Annotated in this window: 12 protein-coding genes and 4 pseudogenes; 9 read left to right on the top strand and 7 right to left on the bottom strand. The window is 69.4% G+C overall.

Going from position 1 to position 16,239, the window contains the following annotated elements:
• Nucleotides 1-16: 16 nt before the first annotated feature.
• Nucleotides 17-322: a hypothetical protein gene (locus tag J7E97_RS36000; protein ID WP_251054850.1), complete on the bottom strand. Its 306-nt coding sequence runs from the start codon at nucleotides 320-322 to the stop codon at nucleotides 17-19.
• Between the two features lie 1,152 nt (nucleotides 323-1,474).
• Here J7E97_RS36000 and J7E97_RS20070 point away from each other — a divergent pair.
• Nucleotides 1,475-1,700: pseudogene (locus J7E97_RS20070) on the top strand (catalase-related domain-containing protein); the annotation flags it as partial.
• Between the two features lie 117 nt (nucleotides 1,701-1,817).
• On the opposite strand, the gene J7E97_RS20065 reads toward J7E97_RS20070, so the two are convergent.
• A complete protein-coding gene (locus tag J7E97_RS20065) occupies nucleotides 1,818-3,509 on the bottom strand; it encodes a SpoIIE family protein phosphatase (RefSeq protein WP_308346594.1) in 1,692 nt (563 codons plus the stop codon).
• A 247-nt stretch (nucleotides 3,510-3,756) separates the two neighbouring features.
• On the opposite strand from J7E97_RS20065, the gene J7E97_RS20060 reads away from it, so the two are divergent.
• Together J7E97_RS20060 and J7E97_RS20055 are read left to right on the top strand one after the other, a co-directional pair.
• Nucleotides 3,757-4,230: a hemerythrin domain-containing protein gene (locus J7E97_RS20060; protein ID WP_215029072.1), complete on the top strand. Its 474-nt coding sequence runs from the start codon at nucleotides 3,757-3,759 to the stop codon at nucleotides 4,228-4,230.
• Nucleotides 4,231-4,651: 421 nt separating this feature from the next.
• Nucleotides 4,652-5,029 (top strand): recombinase family protein, encoded by a 378-nt coding sequence (locus tag J7E97_RS20055; protein WP_308346595.1) that lies wholly within the window; start codon nucleotides 4,652-4,654, stop codon nucleotides 5,027-5,029.
• Here the strand turns inward: J7E97_RS20055 and J7E97_RS20050 are convergent.
• A complete protein-coding gene (locus J7E97_RS20050) occupies nucleotides 4,968-5,813 on the bottom strand; it encodes a polysaccharide deacetylase family protein (protein WP_215029067.1) in 846 nt (281 codons plus the stop codon). The two genes, J7E97_RS20055 and J7E97_RS20050, sit on opposite strands and share 62 nt — an antisense overlap.
• Before the next feature lie 155 nt (nucleotides 5,814-5,968).
• On the opposite strand from J7E97_RS20050, the pseudogene J7E97_RS20045 reads away from it, so the two are divergent.
• From J7E97_RS20045 to J7E97_RS20035, 3 genes and pseudogenes are all read left to right on the top strand, one after another.
• Nucleotides 5,969-6,666 (top strand): annotated as a pseudogene (locus J7E97_RS20045) (response regulator transcription factor).
• A complete protein-coding gene (locus J7E97_RS36825) occupies nucleotides 6,656-8,314 on the top strand; it encodes a cell wall metabolism sensor histidine kinase WalK (protein WP_215029064.1) in 1,659 nt (552 codons plus the stop codon). The pseudogene J7E97_RS20045 and the gene J7E97_RS36825 overlap by 11 nt, the downstream one beginning before the upstream one ends.
• A 594-nt stretch (nucleotides 8,315-8,908) precedes the next feature.
• On the top strand, nucleotides 8,909-9,211 hold the full coding sequence (locus tag J7E97_RS20035) for an STAS domain-containing protein (RefSeq protein ID WP_215029060.1): 303 nt from the start codon (nucleotides 8,909-8,911) through the stop codon (nucleotides 9,209-9,211).
• 71 nt (nucleotides 9,212-9,282) lie between these two features.
• Here the strand turns inward: J7E97_RS20035 and J7E97_RS20030 are convergent, their stop codons facing one another.
• From J7E97_RS20030 to J7E97_RS36820, 3 genes and pseudogenes are all read right to left on the bottom strand, one after another.
• Complete coding sequence (locus tag J7E97_RS20030; protein ID WP_251054849.1) at nucleotides 9,283-9,678, bottom strand: ATP-binding protein; 396 nt, start codon at nucleotides 9,676-9,678, stop codon at nucleotides 9,283-9,285.
• Between the two features lie 283 nt (nucleotides 9,679-9,961).
• Nucleotides 9,962-10,087 (bottom strand): annotated as a pseudogene (locus J7E97_RS37065) (IS5/IS1182 family transposase); the annotation flags it as partial.
• 939 nt (nucleotides 10,088-11,026) lie between these two features.
• Complete coding sequence (locus tag J7E97_RS36820) at nucleotides 11,027-12,217, bottom strand: PP2C family protein-serine/threonine phosphatase (protein WP_215029053.1); 1,191 nt, start codon at nucleotides 12,215-12,217, stop codon at nucleotides 11,027-11,029.
• A gap of 494 nt (nucleotides 12,218-12,711) precedes the next feature.
• Here J7E97_RS36820 and J7E97_RS20020 point away from each other — a divergent pair, with 494 nt between their 5' ends.
• Nucleotides 12,712-13,215 carry a hypothetical protein gene (locus J7E97_RS20020; RefSeq protein WP_215029050.1) on the top strand — a complete coding sequence of 168 codons (504 nt, stop codon included), beginning with the start codon at nucleotides 12,712-12,714 and terminating at the stop codon, nucleotides 13,213-13,215.
• Nucleotides 13,216-13,506: 291 nt separating this feature from the next.
• Nucleotides 13,507-13,713 (top strand): annotated as a pseudogene (locus J7E97_RS35985) (hypothetical protein); the annotation flags it as partial.
• A 108-nt stretch (nucleotides 13,714-13,821) separates the two neighbouring features.
• On the opposite strand, the gene J7E97_RS20015 reads toward J7E97_RS35985, so the two are convergent.
• Nucleotides 13,822-14,232: a MerR family transcriptional regulator gene (locus J7E97_RS20015; protein ID WP_215029047.1), complete on the bottom strand. Its 411-nt coding sequence runs from the start codon at nucleotides 14,230-14,232 to the stop codon at nucleotides 13,822-13,824.
• A 405-nt stretch (nucleotides 14,233-14,637) separates the two neighbouring features.
• On the opposite strand from J7E97_RS20015, the gene J7E97_RS20010 reads away from it, so the two are divergent.
• Nucleotides 14,638-16,143 carry a SulP family inorganic anion transporter gene (locus tag J7E97_RS20010; RefSeq protein WP_215029044.1) on the top strand — a complete coding sequence of 502 codons (1,506 nt, stop codon included), beginning with the start codon at nucleotides 14,638-14,640 and terminating at the stop codon, nucleotides 16,141-16,143.
• Nucleotides 16,144-16,239 lie beyond the last annotated feature (96 nt).

The following is a 16,239-nucleotide window of genomic DNA, read 5'->3' as shown; positions in this document are numbered from 1 at the left end:
GGACTCCAGACAGGACCTAGTAGCCGGGACCGTAGGGGTTCCATCCGCGCAGGAACGGCTGCAGATCATCGGCGCGCGGTTCGGGAATGTCCGGCAGACGGAGTGTCCCGTTGAGTGGGTTCAGGCGCTGCGCGTGGTCCGAGGCCCAAGCGACCATTGCCTCGGCTTCGTCTCTCTCCGGACCAATCGGCAGGGTCTGCGCGTGGAGGTGGAGGGCGTCGATGTACTCGGCGAGGCCCTCTGCGCGACGCCATGTCTTTTCTTGCGCTTCGAGTCGCTGGACGCGGACTGTCTCGGCGTAGTCGATCTTTGCCTGTTCCATCCGGCTTCCCACCGGAGCCGCTTCTCCCGTGCTGCCTCCAGGTCGGCCAGCCGTTTGCGTTCGGCAGCTTCCCCTCGGAGTTCCACCTCCTGCACGATTTCGGCGAGCTGGTCCTCAAGAGGTCGCGCGGCCGTATCGGCCCACTCGTCAGCCCTGTGCCGTAACCCGCCGCTGACGCAGATCCTCAGGCGTTCAGCGGGGGAGTGGTCGTACCGGGGAATACGGACCCAGGAGTGCTTCTCGGCGTCCGAGAGCTCCTCTTTCGTGAGGATGTGGTCGGCCCGGTCCTGTTCCTGCAGGATCAGGAAATCGCATCGCTGGCCCTGGGCTGTGATAGTGAAGTGGGGCGAGCCGCCTCGCCGGCGATGCGGAGCGGGTGCACTCTCGGCCGTACCGAACGCGCTGCCATACCCCAGCTTCTGCGTCGCGGTGAGCAGCGCGTGGATGAGGCGGAAGGCTCTGCCCTGCACGGCTTTGGGCATTGCCCCGTTTCACGATTCTGCCGCCGGCTTCGGCAAGCTCCTTCAGGAGCTGCTCGGTTACGGTCTTGGCCTTCTTTCGCGGGAGGGGGCTGCTTCCCGGCGATGACACAGGCGAGGCTGCCTTGACGCTGGGCTTCTCGTCCTCGGCTACATCAGGTGAATGGATTCCAGCCCGTGGAGCGGGCACGGTGTCTCTGCTGCGGGGCTGATCGGGGGGAGGGGATCCGTGGTCCAGGTATTGCTGGCCGGCCTTGGTGAGGGCGACGGACCACTGCCCCTGGCGCCTGGTGACTTTGACCAGTCCCCGGCTGTGAAGGGCTTGGCAGCTGAGTTTGTGCGCGGTCCCCTCCCATACGCCGTCAGGGCAGCCTTGGCCGACCCATTGCAGCACCTGTTGCTGCCATTCGTTTAGCTCTCGCGGCACCTGAACTCCCCACCGTGCGAATGCCTTACGGGCATGCTCTCAGTCGCACTCCGCCTGGCGCGGTCGAACGGGGATGGAGGCTGGCAGGCGGCGATGAAGGTTCGGACAGACGTAGGCATGGCCCCTTGTGGTGGCTAGGCTCGCAGTCGTTCGTTGGTGGCCGCCGTGGACGCTTGCTGGTCGGCCTGTGACGGGTGCTGGCCGTTTCGCGATCACCCGAGGAGGCGGCCGACGGGCGTACGAGGGCCGTACCAGCCTGACCAAAACAGCCTCGACGGCGGCTGTCCCTCCCTCGCGGGCGCCGATATACGCCTTCATCAAGGCGTCGGTGGAGGTCGCCGAGGCGAGCGAGGTCCGTGAGGCGCCCACCTCCTTCTCGGACCACTTCAGCCAGCCGCGCCTGCTCTGGCTCAGCTCGACTCCGACCGGGCGTGAACACATCGTCGCCGCCTGCACCTTCGAACTGAACAGGGTCCCCGTCATCTGATCCCGCCTAAGACGACGGGAGACTGGCCCGCCGCTCGGCGGCGGTGGGCCCGTTCTCATGCCGGCTCCGATGCGGTCGCGCAGCGTCTCGCGGTCACCGGGTCTACGCGGAGAGAGGCGCGATGCGGACGGCGAGGAGGACGGTGTCGTCCTCCGGGTGGGCGGGGGCGACGGTGCCGGCGAGGTGCTGCAGGACATCGTCCAAGGGGCTGTCGACGCTCGCTGCGGACAGACGGCGTGCGGCTTCGCCCACGGCGGCGTCGAGGTCCTGCCCGCGGTGTTCAACGAGTCCGTCGGTGTAGAGCAGCAGGGTGCTGCCCGGGGCCAGGAGCCGTGTGTGGGTGGTTCGAAGTCCTGGCGGCAGAACGGGGTGCAGGAGGATGTCGTGGGCCCGGAGTTGTTCGGCGGGCTCGGTGGGTCTGTCGGGGTGAGCGAGGAGTGGGGCAGGGTGGCCGGCGTTCGTCCAGGAGAGCTGCCAGTGGCCTGCGGGGCGGGGGGTGAGATGAGCGTGGACGAGGGTGCCGCCGGCAGGGAGGTCCAGGGTCTGGCACGCCTTGATCAGCGCCTCGACGGCCTCGTGCGGGGGGCGCCCGGGGTGGTCGATGTCGGCTTGCCGGAGCATGCTGCGGACCTGCCCCATGAGGGTCGCGGCGTGCAGATCGTGGCCGGTGATGTCCCCGACCGTTACGGCCCAGGCGCCGTGCGGTCCGGGCAGCGGGTAGAGGTCGTACCAATCGCCGCCGACCATGTCCTGCTGCGCGGCAGGCCGGTACAGGGCGGCGGTCTCCAGCCCGGGAACCCGCACGAGATCGGTGAGCATGGCCTGCTGCAGTCGCAGGGCGATGGAGACGCGCTCCTCCAGGTATGCGGCACGGTCCACGGCCCGGGCGGTGTAGTCGGCCAGTATCACCAGCACCGCCCGCTCGGGCGGGTCGACCACGTGCGGGATATCCCAGCCGAGCGCCAGTACACCGAGGACGCCCTCGGTGCCGACAAGCGGTACACACGCCAGGGTGTGCAGCCCCAGCGCGTCGAAGCCCGCCACGGCCTCGGGAGCGTACCCGTCCGTCATGGTCCGCCGGTCGGCGACGACCACTGTCCGCCGTTCCCGTACCGCCCGCGCACCCGGCCAGCCCGCATCGATCCCGTACCCCTCCGCCGGGGCCCTCCCCGGCGCCTCGCCCGCTTCGGGCCCCGCCACCTGCCGCAGCAGCCCGTCCTCGCCCACCAGAACGAGCCCCACGTAGGAGGGCTTGAGGTCACCACTCGCGAGCTCATTCACCCGCGCCCAGACGTCATCCAGCCCACTGGTGTCACCGAGGTCCTCCGCAGCCCGCAACAACAGTTGCGCACGGTTCAGCAGGACCTCCATCCGGTCGGCCTGGGCCTCGGCGAGCGAGGCCGCCTCCACGGCCGCTTCCCCCGTGCGCTGGACTTCATCGGAGCGCAGGCGCAACCGCATCTGGGCGCTGCACGCCGCGCCGACGTCGCGGAGATCACGCAGGTCTTCCGCGCTCCATGTACGGGGCCCGGCATCGGTGACGCCCAGTACGCCGAGAAGTTCTCCTTCGGGGCCGGCCAGCGGGACGCCCGCGAACGCGAGCCGGCCCCGGCCGTCCCCCGCCAAGGAGAGAGGACCGCCGAGCTCCGCCACCCGTCGGCACAGCGCTGCGGTCTCGGCATCGGTGGAACCGGCGGGCCAGCATTCGGCGACGGCAGAGCCGTCGCCGGGGACCCACACCATGGCTCTGGGCGCGGCCAGCAGGCGGGTGGCCAGGCGTGCGAACCGGTTCACCCTCTACCCCTCATGCGGACACCTGCCGTCCCGGCAGAGTCTGGACGGTCAGCTTAACGAATGGGGCGCCGTACCTCGCCCGGAGAGCTCATCGGTGGTGTCCCGCCCGGGCCGGGCGGACGGCGTAGGCACATCACCGATTGAGGGCAATCATCCGTTCCCGCCGAGAGGCAAGCCAGTGCGCGGGGTAAACGCGGTCGGGGCGGTCGGCCACGGCGCCCGGTACGGCGGAGCTTAGGAGGCACCTGTGGACGGGATCGTGCTGCTCAAGGAAGACCACAAGACGGTCGAAAAGCTGTTCAAGCAGTTCGAGAAGGCGGACGACGAGGCGCACGCGGAGAAGCGGAAGATCGCCGACCAGGTGATCGACGAGCTGACCACACACACCTGGATCGAAGAGAAGATCTTCTACCCGGCAGCTCGGGAGGCCGCTCCCGACTCCAGGGACCACGTTTTGGAGAGCATCGAGGAGCACCACGTCGTTCTGTGGATGCTCTCCGAGCTCAAGGACCTCGACGCGGCCGACGAGCGGTTCGACGCCAAGATGAGCGTTCTCATGGAGAACGTGCGCCACCACGTCGAGGAGGAGGAGAAGGAGTGGTTCCCCGACGTCCGCAAGACCATGGGCCGCAACCGCCTCAACGAACTCGGCGAGCAGATGGAGAAGGCGAAGAAGAAGGCTCCGGGTGAGCCCCTCGCCGTCCCGAGCGCCAAGAGCTGACCGCCCGCTCCCCGACCCGGCATCGTCGCGGGGATCGGCGGCCCCCATACTCTCCCCGCCCCCGTCCACTCCCCGTCATAAAGGTTTCGTCAGGGAGCGGGGCGTGCAGAGGACGCGGTCGGTAGTGGCCCCCACCTGGTCTGGCTCTCTGGGAGCTCGCTGGCTTGCGGCCTGTCTTTGCCACGGGTTCGTGGGCGTTTCGACGCTGGCATCGGTACGGATGAGGGGAGCACGGCTACTGCTCCGGGCGATTGGCTTGGCGATGTCCCATCAGCCGGCCTCCCGCAAGCCCGAGTCGTCATGCATCGGAGTATCGATGGCGAAGGCCCTTTCCCAGGGAAGAGATAGGGGCGGATATCGCTGAGCGCAGCACCATCACGTCCGTGACGGCAGCCGACCTCTCCTTGAGGAGGCGCCCGGCATCTCCGGGCGCCTCCACCCCCTCCAGCGCCCGAAGTTCCGCGAGCTGCTCACCTACGCCAGGCCCGGCGACGCCGTGCACATCTCCGAAACGTTCCGCCTCTCAAGCGGTACCGGACACGTGCTCGACGTACTCGACGTCCTCCACCGCGACCGCCTCGTCCTGCGCATCCACGACGGGGCGTTCTGCGCGATGGACCTCACCACCCACCACCCGCACACAGGCGAGCTGCTGTCCACGGTGAAGTTCATGGTGCAGACCCTCGCCGTCACCGGTGAACTCCAGCGTGAGCTGACGTACGACGCCCGGACCAGCCTCAGGGGTGGTAGACCGCGCCGGGCTTCGCGCCGCCCGGGGCCAGGAGCTGCGGCACCGTGACGAAGGTGTACCCGCGGGCCTTGAGCTCGTCGATGATGCGGGGGACCGCCGGCACGGTGCCGTCGTAGATGTCGTGGAGCAGGATGATGCCGTCCCGGGTGGCCTGCTTGAGGATGCGGTCGCCTATGAGCTTCGTGTCGGTCGTGGCGTAGTCGCTCGCGGTGGCGTTCCACAGGACCTCCGACAGACCGAGAGACTTGGTGACCTCGTGCACCGTGTCGTTGGTGCCGCCCTGCGGCGGACGCATCAGGGTGGGGGCCTTGCCGGTGACGGCCTTGATCGCGTCCTGGGTGCGGACGAGCTCCTCGCGGACCTTGTCGGCCGGGAGCTTGTCGAGGCGTTCGTGGGACCAGGTGTGGTTGCCGATCTCGTGCCCCTCGTCGGCCTCCCGCTTCACCAGGTCGGGGTGGGGCACGACGTGGTTCTCGCCCAGGAGGAAAAAGGTCGCGTGGACGCCCTTCTCCTTGAGGATGTCCAGCAGCTGCGGGGTGTGCGGCCCGGGGCCCGCGTCGAAGGTCAGCGCGATGCACTTCGCCTTCCCGCAGTCCACCCCCGGTTCGCCGCCCCCTTTGGCGGGCGGGAGGAGGGCCTGGGAGGCCGTGTTCTTTCCGTCCTTCTCGGCGCGGGCTTCCGCAGGGGTGGTTCGGCCTTGGCCGCAGCCGGTCAGGAACCCGCCGCCGACGACCAGGCAGAGCGCTGCCGCGGCTGCGACCCGCCGGCGGTGGGATCGGGTGGCCGGGCGGTCGGGGGAGCGGCCGTCGGTACGGCTGGTGCTTCGGAACATGGGGGGAGCACTCTCCGGGGCTGCTGACGGCGGGCGGAAATAGGACGGTTGAAGTCCGTCTGCCGGGAGTGTGCGGGGAACCACCCAAAGATCTACTGAAGAAGCCAAAGACCGTCTTCAGGAATCGGGGCGGTCGGCATGTCAGTCTTGGACGCATGAACGACGTCCTGGTCGTCGAGGACGATCCCCAGCTCGGCCCGGCGCTGCGCCGCGGCCTGACCGCCGAGGGTTACCGCGTCGAACTCGTCGCCCACGGCACTCTGGGACTGGAACGGCCCTGACCGGCGACCACGCGGTGATCGTGCTGGACCTCATGCTTCCCGGCCTGAACGGCTACCGGATCTGCGCCGCCCTGCGCGCGGCGGGCGTCGACACGCCCGTACTGATGCTCACGGCGAAGGACGGCGAACACGACGAAGCCGAAGGGCTGGACACCGGCGCCGACGACTACCTCGTCAAGCCCTTCTCCTCGGTGGTCCTCCTCGCCCGCCTGCGCGCCCTGCTGCGCCGCGGTGGCAGGGCCGGGGACGCGGGGTCGGTCCTGCGCGCCGGAGATCTGTGGCTGGACCTCGCCACCCGCCGGGCGGGCCGCGGCGCCTCGGAGTTCGCCCTCACGCCCAAAGAGTTCGCGATCCTCGCCTGCCTGATGCACACCCCCGACCTGCCCGTGTCGAAGGAAGCGATCCTCGACGAGGTCTGGGACCCGGCCTACACGGGCGGCACCGCCATCGTGGAGGTGTACGTCTCCGCGCTGCGGAAGAAGGCCGACGCCCCCTTCGGAACGCACACCATCGAGACGGTCCGCAGCCGCGGGTACCGGATCCGCTCCCGCGAGGAACACCGTGCCGGCTGAACCACCCCGTCCACGCGTCCCCCGCCGCCCGCCCGCGCTCATGCGGCGGCTGCCCGCCCCGCTGCGCACCGCGCTCGTGGCAGGCCTCGTCGCCCTCGTCCTGTTCGGCGGCGCCGCCTGGTGGATCCGTGGCCACGTCTACGACGCCGTCTACCGGGAGTCCGTGCAGCGCTCGGCGGAGCTGTCCGCGCGGCTCGCCGAGCAAGCGGCCACCGGCTGGAACGACACCTCCGTCGATCCCGGTGACGGGCCCTTCGTCCAGATCGACCGCACCGGGCGCACCCTCACCGCCGCGGGCGGCGCCCTGGACCTCGCGGATCTCGCAGATCTGCTCCCGCCCGCGCCGGCAGGCCCGGCCCCCGGCCACACCGTCGGCCAGTCCTCCAGCGGCACCGTCCACCTCGAAGGCGTCGACGAATCCGACCGGGCCCGCTTCCATTTCCCCGGCGGCGACCTGCGCTCTGCCTCCGGCGCAGGTCCCGAGAGGAGGGACCTGTTCGCGCACGCGGAGGCGCACTACCTCGAGCACCGCACCGTCACCGTGATCGCCAGGCCCGTGGTCACCCCCGCGGGCCGCTGCGCGCACCCCACCGAGCCCGACGGATCGTGCCGCTCCACGCTCTACGTTCTGGTGGCCCCCTACGTCGCCGAGTATGCGGCCGGAACCCTTACGGTCCCCTTGGCCGCGGGCGTCCCCGCGGCGGCGTTGCTCCTCGCCATGACGGCCTGGGCGGCCACCCGCCGCTCCTTGAACCCCGTCGAGGCGATCCGGCGGGAGGTCGCGGAGATCACCGACACCGACCTCGGCCGCCGGGTACCCGTCCCCGAGGGCCGCGACGCGATCCGCGCCCTCGCCTTGACGACGAACACCACCCTCGACCGGCTGCAGGACGGCGCCCTGCGCCAGAGCCGGTTCGTCGCCGACGCCGCCCACGAACTGCGCTCACCCCTCACGGCCCTGCGCTACCAGCTGGAAACCGCCCTCGACCACCCCGATGACATCGAGCCCTGCGAAACCCTCGAAGACGCGCTCGCCGCCACCCGCCGCCTCCAGAACCTCACCGAGGACCTTCTCCTGCTGGCCCGGCCGGAGCGGCCCGCCGCCCACTCCCTGGTCGACCTCGCCGGCCTCACCCGCGAACTCGTCACCGAGTACCGCTGCCAGGACCACCCCGTCACCCTCGCCTCCGCACCCGAACAGGCCCCGGTCCGCGGCGACGGTCTCCAGCTGCACCGCCTCCTGCGCAACCTCCTCGACAACGCCGTCCGGCACGCGCACACCGCCGTGGTCCTCGCCGTCACCGACGACGGCCGGACGTCCACGGTCACCGTCCACAACGACGGCATCCCGCTCACCCCCGAGGAGTGCGAGCGGGTCTTCGAACGCTTCACCCGCCTCGACGAAGCCCGCACCCGCGACGCCGGCGGCAGCGGACTCGGGCTGGCCATCGCCCGCGACATCGCCCGCCGCCACCACGGCACCCTCACCGCCCACCCGGCCGACCCGCCCCCCGGCACCACGTTCACCCTGCGCGTCCCCGCTACCCCCGACACGAACCACCTCGCCGCCAAGGCCGCCACCCCCGAGGGCTGCCTCCGGCGCCCTGATCCTCCCGGCCCTCACACCCCCATCGCCGCTGAGGACTGAGGGGGTGTAGTCGCGGTGTCATGGGGCCGGTGAGCTGGGGTGTTGCAGATCGTACGAGAACGGGTTTTGACCGCGGCAGTATGCCGGCGGTCAGCTGGAATTCCAGCCCCAAGGAGGAAGCGTCCCAGGCTGGGGCGGATCTCATTGAACTCGCCGATGAGCGAACGCCCGCGCAGACCGGCCGAGGCGATCCGCATGACATCCCAGACGGCGCCCGCGAAGATGATCAGCGCTCCGGTTTGCCTCGATGCCATGGACCGGCCATTTCTCTACCTGTCTGCCGTACGGGGAGGGCCGAATCTCCCAACAATTGGCAGACCGTCCAAGGCGGTACTGGGTGGTCGCGGCGCTGCGCCAGCCGGCACGCCCCGTACCCCTTTGACCGCGGCAGCCCCGGGGGTTCGGCATCAAGATTCCGGGCCACCCTGCCTCTGGGGTGATCTACCTTCGCACCCCTCCCAGGTCGGGAGGGAAGAACGGTGTCCGCAGGCCGGAGTTCTGTCGCTTCTGACTCCGAGCGCATACGGTCGGCGCGTGACCGGGCACGGGGCCTGGCCTTGGTGACGGGAGGGACCAGGCATGCAGGCGCCGAGGATGACGGTCCGCTTCGAGGCGGACGGAGTCTGTGTGGTTGTCTGCGCGGGCGAGTTCGACATGGACACGATTGGGGAGCTGGCCGCGGTATGTCACCACGATGCGGCCGGTGCGAAGCTTCTGGTGCTGGATGTCGTGCAGGTGGCGTTCGCCGACTCCTGCTTCCTCAGCCTCTTGGTGCGTCTGCGGAAGACTCGCGAGCTTGTGCTGGCGGGGCCGGTGCCGGAGCAGTTGCACAGACTGCTGGAGATTTCCGGGGTACTCGACCTCTTCGAGGTCCGCACCGGCTACACGTCGGCATAGACCACCGCCGGAACCGCTGCCTGACGATTCGGCCCCGCTGGCCGGATTCGGCGGCGGAGCCTGGTAGCGCGTCAGCAGGGCGTGGTGAAGGTGATGGTGATGGTCTTTCCGTCTTCGCGGACGTTGATGCTGGTGGTGTCGGCGAGCTGGTTGATCAGCCGCCATCCGAACCCGCCGGGCTGGGCGGGTGCCCAGAGTCGCGTCACGGGTAGCTGGGGGGAGGGGTCGGAAACCTGCACGGTGATGGTGCCGGGGCGGGCGGTGATGTTGAAGGCGCTGACTGTGCCCGCGTGCCGCAGGGCATTGGCAACCAGTTCGCTCACGGCGGTCAGTACGTCCTGCTCGCGGCCGGGCAGCGGGTTGGTCTCTGCGAGCACGTCACGGGTGATGTCCCGGGCTTCCGCGCAGTTGATGCCGACTCTTGGCGGGGCCGTCGGGATCGGGGACGCTTTCGACCGTTGTGCCATGCTGTGCGACTTCTCCCGCCTTCAGGCAGAAACAGCAGCCGGGTGCTGAACCGGTACTGCTGGCATGTGGTGTCCCCTTTTCGGGGGTTTGATGCGGTGCAGTGCCGAACAGGGCGGCACCTGGTGCAGAGGTCAGATTAACGCCCCTGATGCGCCGCAGATAGGGCCGGATCCGTCCCTGTGAGGACCGATCGGGCTTGCAGGGGCGGATTCGAGCGTCTGCGCGTAGGTGCCTTCAGTTTGTTGATCAGGCGTTCGACGGTGCTTCGTTCTTTGGAGAGACCTCTGGGATGACTGCCCTGACACCGCGTTTGCGCGGACAGGCGCGGTTGCCGCGGGATGAGTAGGCCTCGTCGCCGGCGATCGCGCCGGGCCTGGGGCGGGGACTGCCTACCGGCAGACGCCACCGTCTCGATCACCCTCTTGAACTGCTCCCGCAGCCGCTCGGGGTACAGGCCGTACCCGCCGATCGGCAAATACGGTCAACGCATTTCCACTGGGTATGGGTCGCATACGGGTCCGATGAGTCCGATTTCCGGAACCCACGCAGCACCGAGTGCGACTTCCACTTCCTCGTGTCTGTCTTGGTGTGCCGCCCCTACGGGACGGCAAGCAGGCAGAATAGTCATCATTTGCACTCTGGACTGCCCAGTCGGGCATTGATCAGCTGCGCAGCCCCTTCCGATAGCCGTGCTCGCCGTTCCGGGGCGTCGGCCCATTCGAGTTCCACACGTAGCGCTACCTCGGTACGCAGCACAGTTGCTCTGGGGACGGGTACCCGCTGCCCCGGCTTCTCCGTAAACGGCTGCAACTCCGACGCCGCGGCCAGGGCCTCCTCCGATACGCAGTGACGAAGCGAGAGAAACACCCGGGCAAGCCAGTCAGTCGGCACCTTCACCATAAAATCTGCCATGTCAGGATAACGAGCGGCCACAAACCCCGTGACACAAACTCCGGCCAAACTTCTCCCATCAGTCGAGTACACCGGGGAACCGCGGCGCACGGGCGAGTCCGCCCGGAGTGGATCCGTGCCCGCCAAGACGGCGGCGCCCGCGTGAACCTGACGGCCGTCTTCGGCCACACGTGGCCGCCCCCCGAGCTGGGGGCCGGTGTCTCCCCGCTCAACCCGCAGTCCTGAGCATGTGGACCGTCTTACGCCAGGTTCTGCTCTTTGACGAGGCAGGCGTATCGCGGCAACGCCGCCAGGCGGGATGGGCGGGGACAGGTTCTACCGGGGGAGGAGGGCGTTTGCGGTCTTGCCGCCGGTGGCCTGGTCGGTGACGGCCTCCAGCTGCTCGGCCAGGAAGTCTTCATCCATGCCGGAACAACGCAGGATCGCAACCCCCGGTCACCATCTGCCCGCACGGGGGCCGGCTCCGTCGCCGGGACGCTGTGCGTGCCCGCTCTGCCTCTCAGCACCTGCCCGTAGCGTCGAAGACCAGGGCTCGGAGCACCCGGCCTCGGCTGCGGCAGGGGTGCTGATCGCGATTGCGGCGGCGTCGTCGTTCAGGCGCCCCCCGGTGTGCCGGTGGAGTTCGTCGAGCAGGGTCTGCATGCGATGGTGCGCACCGGTGTGGCGGTGTTGCGCCACCGCGCCGGCGAGGTCGAAGAAGGCGCGCTGTCCGTCACGGGCCTCGGTGATGCCGTCGGTCGTGGCCAGCAAACACGTCCCCGGGGGCAGTTCGTGAGTCGCGGTCCCCAGCAGCCCGGGTGCGCCGACCCCGAGGCCCAGGAGGCGGCCGGGTCGCAGCTCCAGTTCCCGCACCCGGGCGTCGGGGTCGATGTGCAGGGGCGGTACGTGGCCGCAGTTGACCAGGGTCAGCCGCCCGTCGGGTCTCGCCTGGACCAGCAGTGCGCTCGCGAACCTGGCGTCCCCGGTCGACTCTTGACGCCGCATCAGCGACTGATCCATCCGGTGGGCCACGCAGGCGAGATCCTCTTCGAGGAAGGCCGCTTCCCTGAAGGCCCCCAGGAGAGTGACCGTGGCGTCGACGGCGGGCAGGCCCTTCCCACACACGTCACCGATGACCAGGCGCAGGCCGTGAGGGGTGTTCAAGGCCTCGTAGAAGTCACCCCCGACCTTGTTCTCCGCTCCTGCCGCGCGGTAGCAGCCCGCCACCTGGTATCCGGCGACGCATTCCGGCAGCGGTCGCAGCACCGCCTGCTGGACCTTGCCCACCGTGGCCCGAAGTTCGTCCAGGCGTCGCTGCTCACGACCGCGTCCCGCCGCGGACAGTGCGCCGGCCGCGGTACCGGCCAGGATCGCCGCGACCACGATGAAGAGGGAAGGGTGCCCCGCGGGCTCGTACCAGCGGAAGGCGGCCAGGGTGACGAGCGACAGCGCGCCGAAAGCGAGCACCGCGCGCCAGGTGTGGCTGGCCGCGGCGAGGGCCGGGACGGCTGCGAGGACCGGCCCCAGACGTACGTCCGGACTGGTCCAGAATTCCGCCACTACGCTCAGGACCCACAGGCCCCAGGGCAGCAGCTGGTGGATGCGCGTCGTCGCCGCGCGGGGCGTCGGTACTTCGAAACGTTGCACGTCAACGCCCTCCGGAATAGTGGGGCAGGGGGACAGCCCGCCGTGGATGCGGGGCGGACGACCGGCGACGGGACCCGGGCTGCGTCCGGTGCCGGCGGCTTGTCAACGCCTACCCAGGAGGCGGGCGCACACGTCAGGACCTTGGTCCTCGGACGGCCGAGCGGACATCCCGCCGCTCCGTCCCGGTAGGAACCGGGCAGTGTGCCCTGCAGCGCCACACCGCGCTGGACCGAATTCCCGGTCGCCCGTGGCGTCGCGTCACGGGTGACGGGGTCGCCAGGAGTCCGAAACATCTAGCCGCTTTCACCTTGCACAAGCCGTCCGAGCTTGTCCAAGTCGCAGGCCGGCTCTCGACGGCGCCGCGCAGCCCGGCTGCCTATGGAGGACCGCAGCCCCTCTGAGGGGGCTGGTGCGGCCAGAGACACCCATCACGCCGGCGGCCCTGTTCATGGCCTGGGTGCGTCGACGCCCTCGGTCGGGGCAGACGGCAGAGCATGCCCGGACTTCAGGTGCGATCCGCCAGTCACGTCTCCGCGCCCTCACTACCGACCCCGGTACGGCGGCGGCCCGGTCATCGGAGCCGGCGTCCCGGCTGGGCGAAATCGGCGGGCCGCCTGCGCCGCCGCTACCAGATCGGCCGCGAGGTGACATTCTGTGTCGCCCCCATCCCCGACGGGCCGGACTCCAGCGGGCACTGCCTGCTCTTCGTCCACGTCCGCAAGATCGTGGGGCTGCTGCCCTACCGGGTATGCCTCGCCTGCGCCCAGGCCGTCATCACCGACATCGCCAACGACGAGCATCTCCGCACCGCGAGCCTCGCCACCCGAACCCTCGCCCACCTGCGCTTCCGCCATCCAGGAATGGCGTGGAGCAGCACCCTCGACCTGACAGCCACGTGCGGTCTGACGCGCGGTGTGCGGCTCCCGGTGACGTCGGCAGAGGCTGCGTGCCGGCACGCCCACGCCCGGGCAGTGAAAGCGGCGACGGAAGCTGCCTGACACGAGCGTTCCTTGGACGCCGAGGCCGGCCCGGTCCGCCGTGGCGCGCTGCTTCAGCCGTTGAGGGAAAGGGCCCTGCGGTGCGCACCGCATGGATGACCGCGTCGTGCAGGGCGCGGCCGGCATCTTGGTCCGGGCATGGCAGGGGGCTGCCGGCGAGCGGCAGCCACTCCGAAGCGCCGCTGCACGGTGACGTAGGCCAGCCCTTCGGCCTCGTACCAGGTGGTGTGAATGTCGAGCTCACCGTGCAGGATCGGTCCGCCGGCGCCGGTCTGCACGCCATCGCCGCCGGTGAAGATGCTCGGCGGCGAGAGCGGCATGATGGGGCGCCCCCGTCGGCGCCCTGTTCTTCGGCATCCTGATCGCCGCGATCGTCGGCATCGTGCTTCTCGGCGGCATCCGTTCCACGCGCCGATTGCGCACTCCGCCGTCAAGACCGAGCACCCCGCCAGCGAGGGGCCGGCCGCCCTGCTGGAGGCGTTCATCGACATGGTCGTGTCATCTGCACCCATGACCGCTTGGCAACGGCGTCGCGAACTCCGCGAGGTTCGCCACGCGGAGTGTTCGGTTGAACGGATTCACTCGTTCGACAGCCGGGCTCGCGGCTCAGGAACCGGCGGGTGCGGTCTGGTGCAGGCGTGTGCGGAGTGTTGCGGCGAAGTCCTCGGCGCGGGCCAGCTGAATCCGGAGCTTGTCTACCTGCTCGGTAGCGGCCTGCTCGTACTCGCGCACACGCTCGAGCAGGGCGCCGCGCGCATCGGTGTCGAGTGCGTCATCGCCGTCCAGGCAATCGGTGGCGGCCAAGAGGTCGCGCATCTGGTCGAGGGTGAAGCCGAGCGGCTTCATGCGGCGGATGACCATGAGCCGCTGCACGTCGGTCTCGGTGTAGAGGCGGAATCCGCCCTGGGAGCGGGCCGAGGGGACGACGAGGCCGGTTTCCTCGTAGTGCCGGATCGTGCGCAGCGACAGCTCCGTCCGCGCGGCGACCTCGCCGATCTGCATGTGCTTGCCGTCCACGCCCGTACTCCTGGCCCTTCCCATCGTGGTGGGCCGCGTCCTGTGACCCCACCGATCTCTACTCTAACGTTAAGGTAGAGTTGCTCGTGAGCGGGTGGTCCTTTGCCTCCCGCGGTGCAGCCGTGTCGGGGCCGATGGTGCCCCTAGCGAAGATCCGATTCCGCAGGAGTCAAGCATGCGCGAGCCCATGACGCCCAGCGCTGCCGCCTGCCCACCGTGATGCTTCGCTTCGGATGCGAGCTGCCCGGCCGCGTACCGCGCAGGCCCGCCGCATCCATCTTTCCGAACTTCCGGCCCGCCTGATCTCGGGCCGACCGCGGGGTGCCGGCCCGGCCGCTCCGCGTTCTCCCGCACACCCCGGCCTGCCCGGAGCGGGTGTGCCCGAGCACGACAGGTCCTACTCCCTTGTCTTCTGCTTCCCTGACGTCCCCCGCCGCACGCCTGCGCGGCCTGCGCCCCGACTGGCTGAACAACCCGAAGGTCTGGCGCACCGAGGTCCTGACCGGCCTGGTTGTCGCGCTCGCCCTGATCCCCGAGGCGATCTCGTTCTCGATCATCGCCGGGGTCGACCCGGCGGTCGGCCTGTTCGCGTCGTTCACGATGGCCGTGGTCATCTCGGTCGTCGGCGGCCGACGCGCGATGATCTCCGCCGCCACTGGCGCGGTCGCGCTCGTGATCGCGCCGCTGAACCGTGAGCACGGCTTCGGCTACTTGGTCGCCGCGGTCATCCTCGCCGGCGTCATCCAGATCGCGCTCGGCGCGCTGGGCGTCGCGAAGCTGATGCGGTTCGTCCCGCGCTCGGTGATGGTCGGCTTCGTCAACGCCCTCGCCATCCTGATCTTTATGGCGCAGGTCCCGGAGATGACGGACGTTCCATGGCCGGTGTATCCGCTGATCGCAGCCGGCCTCGCGCTGATGGTGTTCTTCCCGAAGGTCACCACCGTGATCCCGGCCCCGCTGGTCTCCATCGTCATCCTGACCGTCATCACGGTCGCGGCCGCGATCGCCGTGCCGACCGTGGGCGACAAGGGAGCCCTGCCGTCCTCCCTGCCCGTCCCGGACCTGCCGGACGTGCCGTTCACGATGGACACCCTGACCACCATCGCCCCGTACGCATTCGCGATGGCGCTGGTCGGCCTCATGGAATCCCTCATGACGGCCAAGCTCGTCGACGAGATCACCGACACCCACTCCTCCAAGACCCGCGAGTCCATCGGCCAGGGCATCGCCAACATCGTCACCGGATTCTTCGGCGGAATGGGCGGCTGCGCCATGATCGGCCAGACCATGATCAACGTGAAGGTGTCCGGCGCCCGCACCCGCCTGTCCACGTTCCTGGCGGGCGCGTTCCTGATGGTGCTGTGCATCGTCTTCGGCCCGGTCGTCTCCGACATCCCCATGGCCGCCCTGGTCGCCGTGATGGTGATGGTGTCGTTCGCGACCTTCGACTGGCACTCCATCGCCCCCAAGACCCTCAAGCGGATGCCGGCCGGTGAGATCACGGTCATGGTCATCACCGTGGTCTGCGTAGTCGCCACCGACAACCTGGCCATCGGCGTCGTCGTCGGCTCGGTCACCGCGATGGTCATCTTCGCCAAGCGCGTCGCCCACCTCGCCGAAGTCACCCCCGTCACCGCCCCCGACGGCACCAGTGTGATCTACACGGTGACCGGCGAACTGTTCTTCGCCTCCTCCAACGACCTCGTCGGACAGTTCAACTACACAGGCGACCCCGACAAGATCGTCATCGACCTGTCCGCGGCCCACGTCTGGGACGCCTCCTCGGTCGCAGCCCTGGACGCCATCGAGACCAAGTACGCCCAGCGCGGCAAAACGGTCGAGATCACCGGTCTGAACGACCCGAGCGCCGACCTCCACGGCAAGCTCACCGGCGAACTCGCCAGCCACTGAACCCACGTACGCGCATCTCTTTTATCGTTCTCAGCCAGCAGTCCCGCTGTCCTCACCGCGAGTGTGCCTTTGCGTCTACCTCTGATCTTGGCCAGT

This window comes from Streptomyces sp. ISL-66, from assembly GCF_018614135.1.
GTDB lineage: Bacteria > Actinomycetota > Actinomycetes > Streptomycetales > Streptomycetaceae > Streptomyces.
The sequence above is the reverse complement of the archived record's forward strand: the minus strand, read 5'-3'. Positions and strand labels throughout refer to the sequence as shown.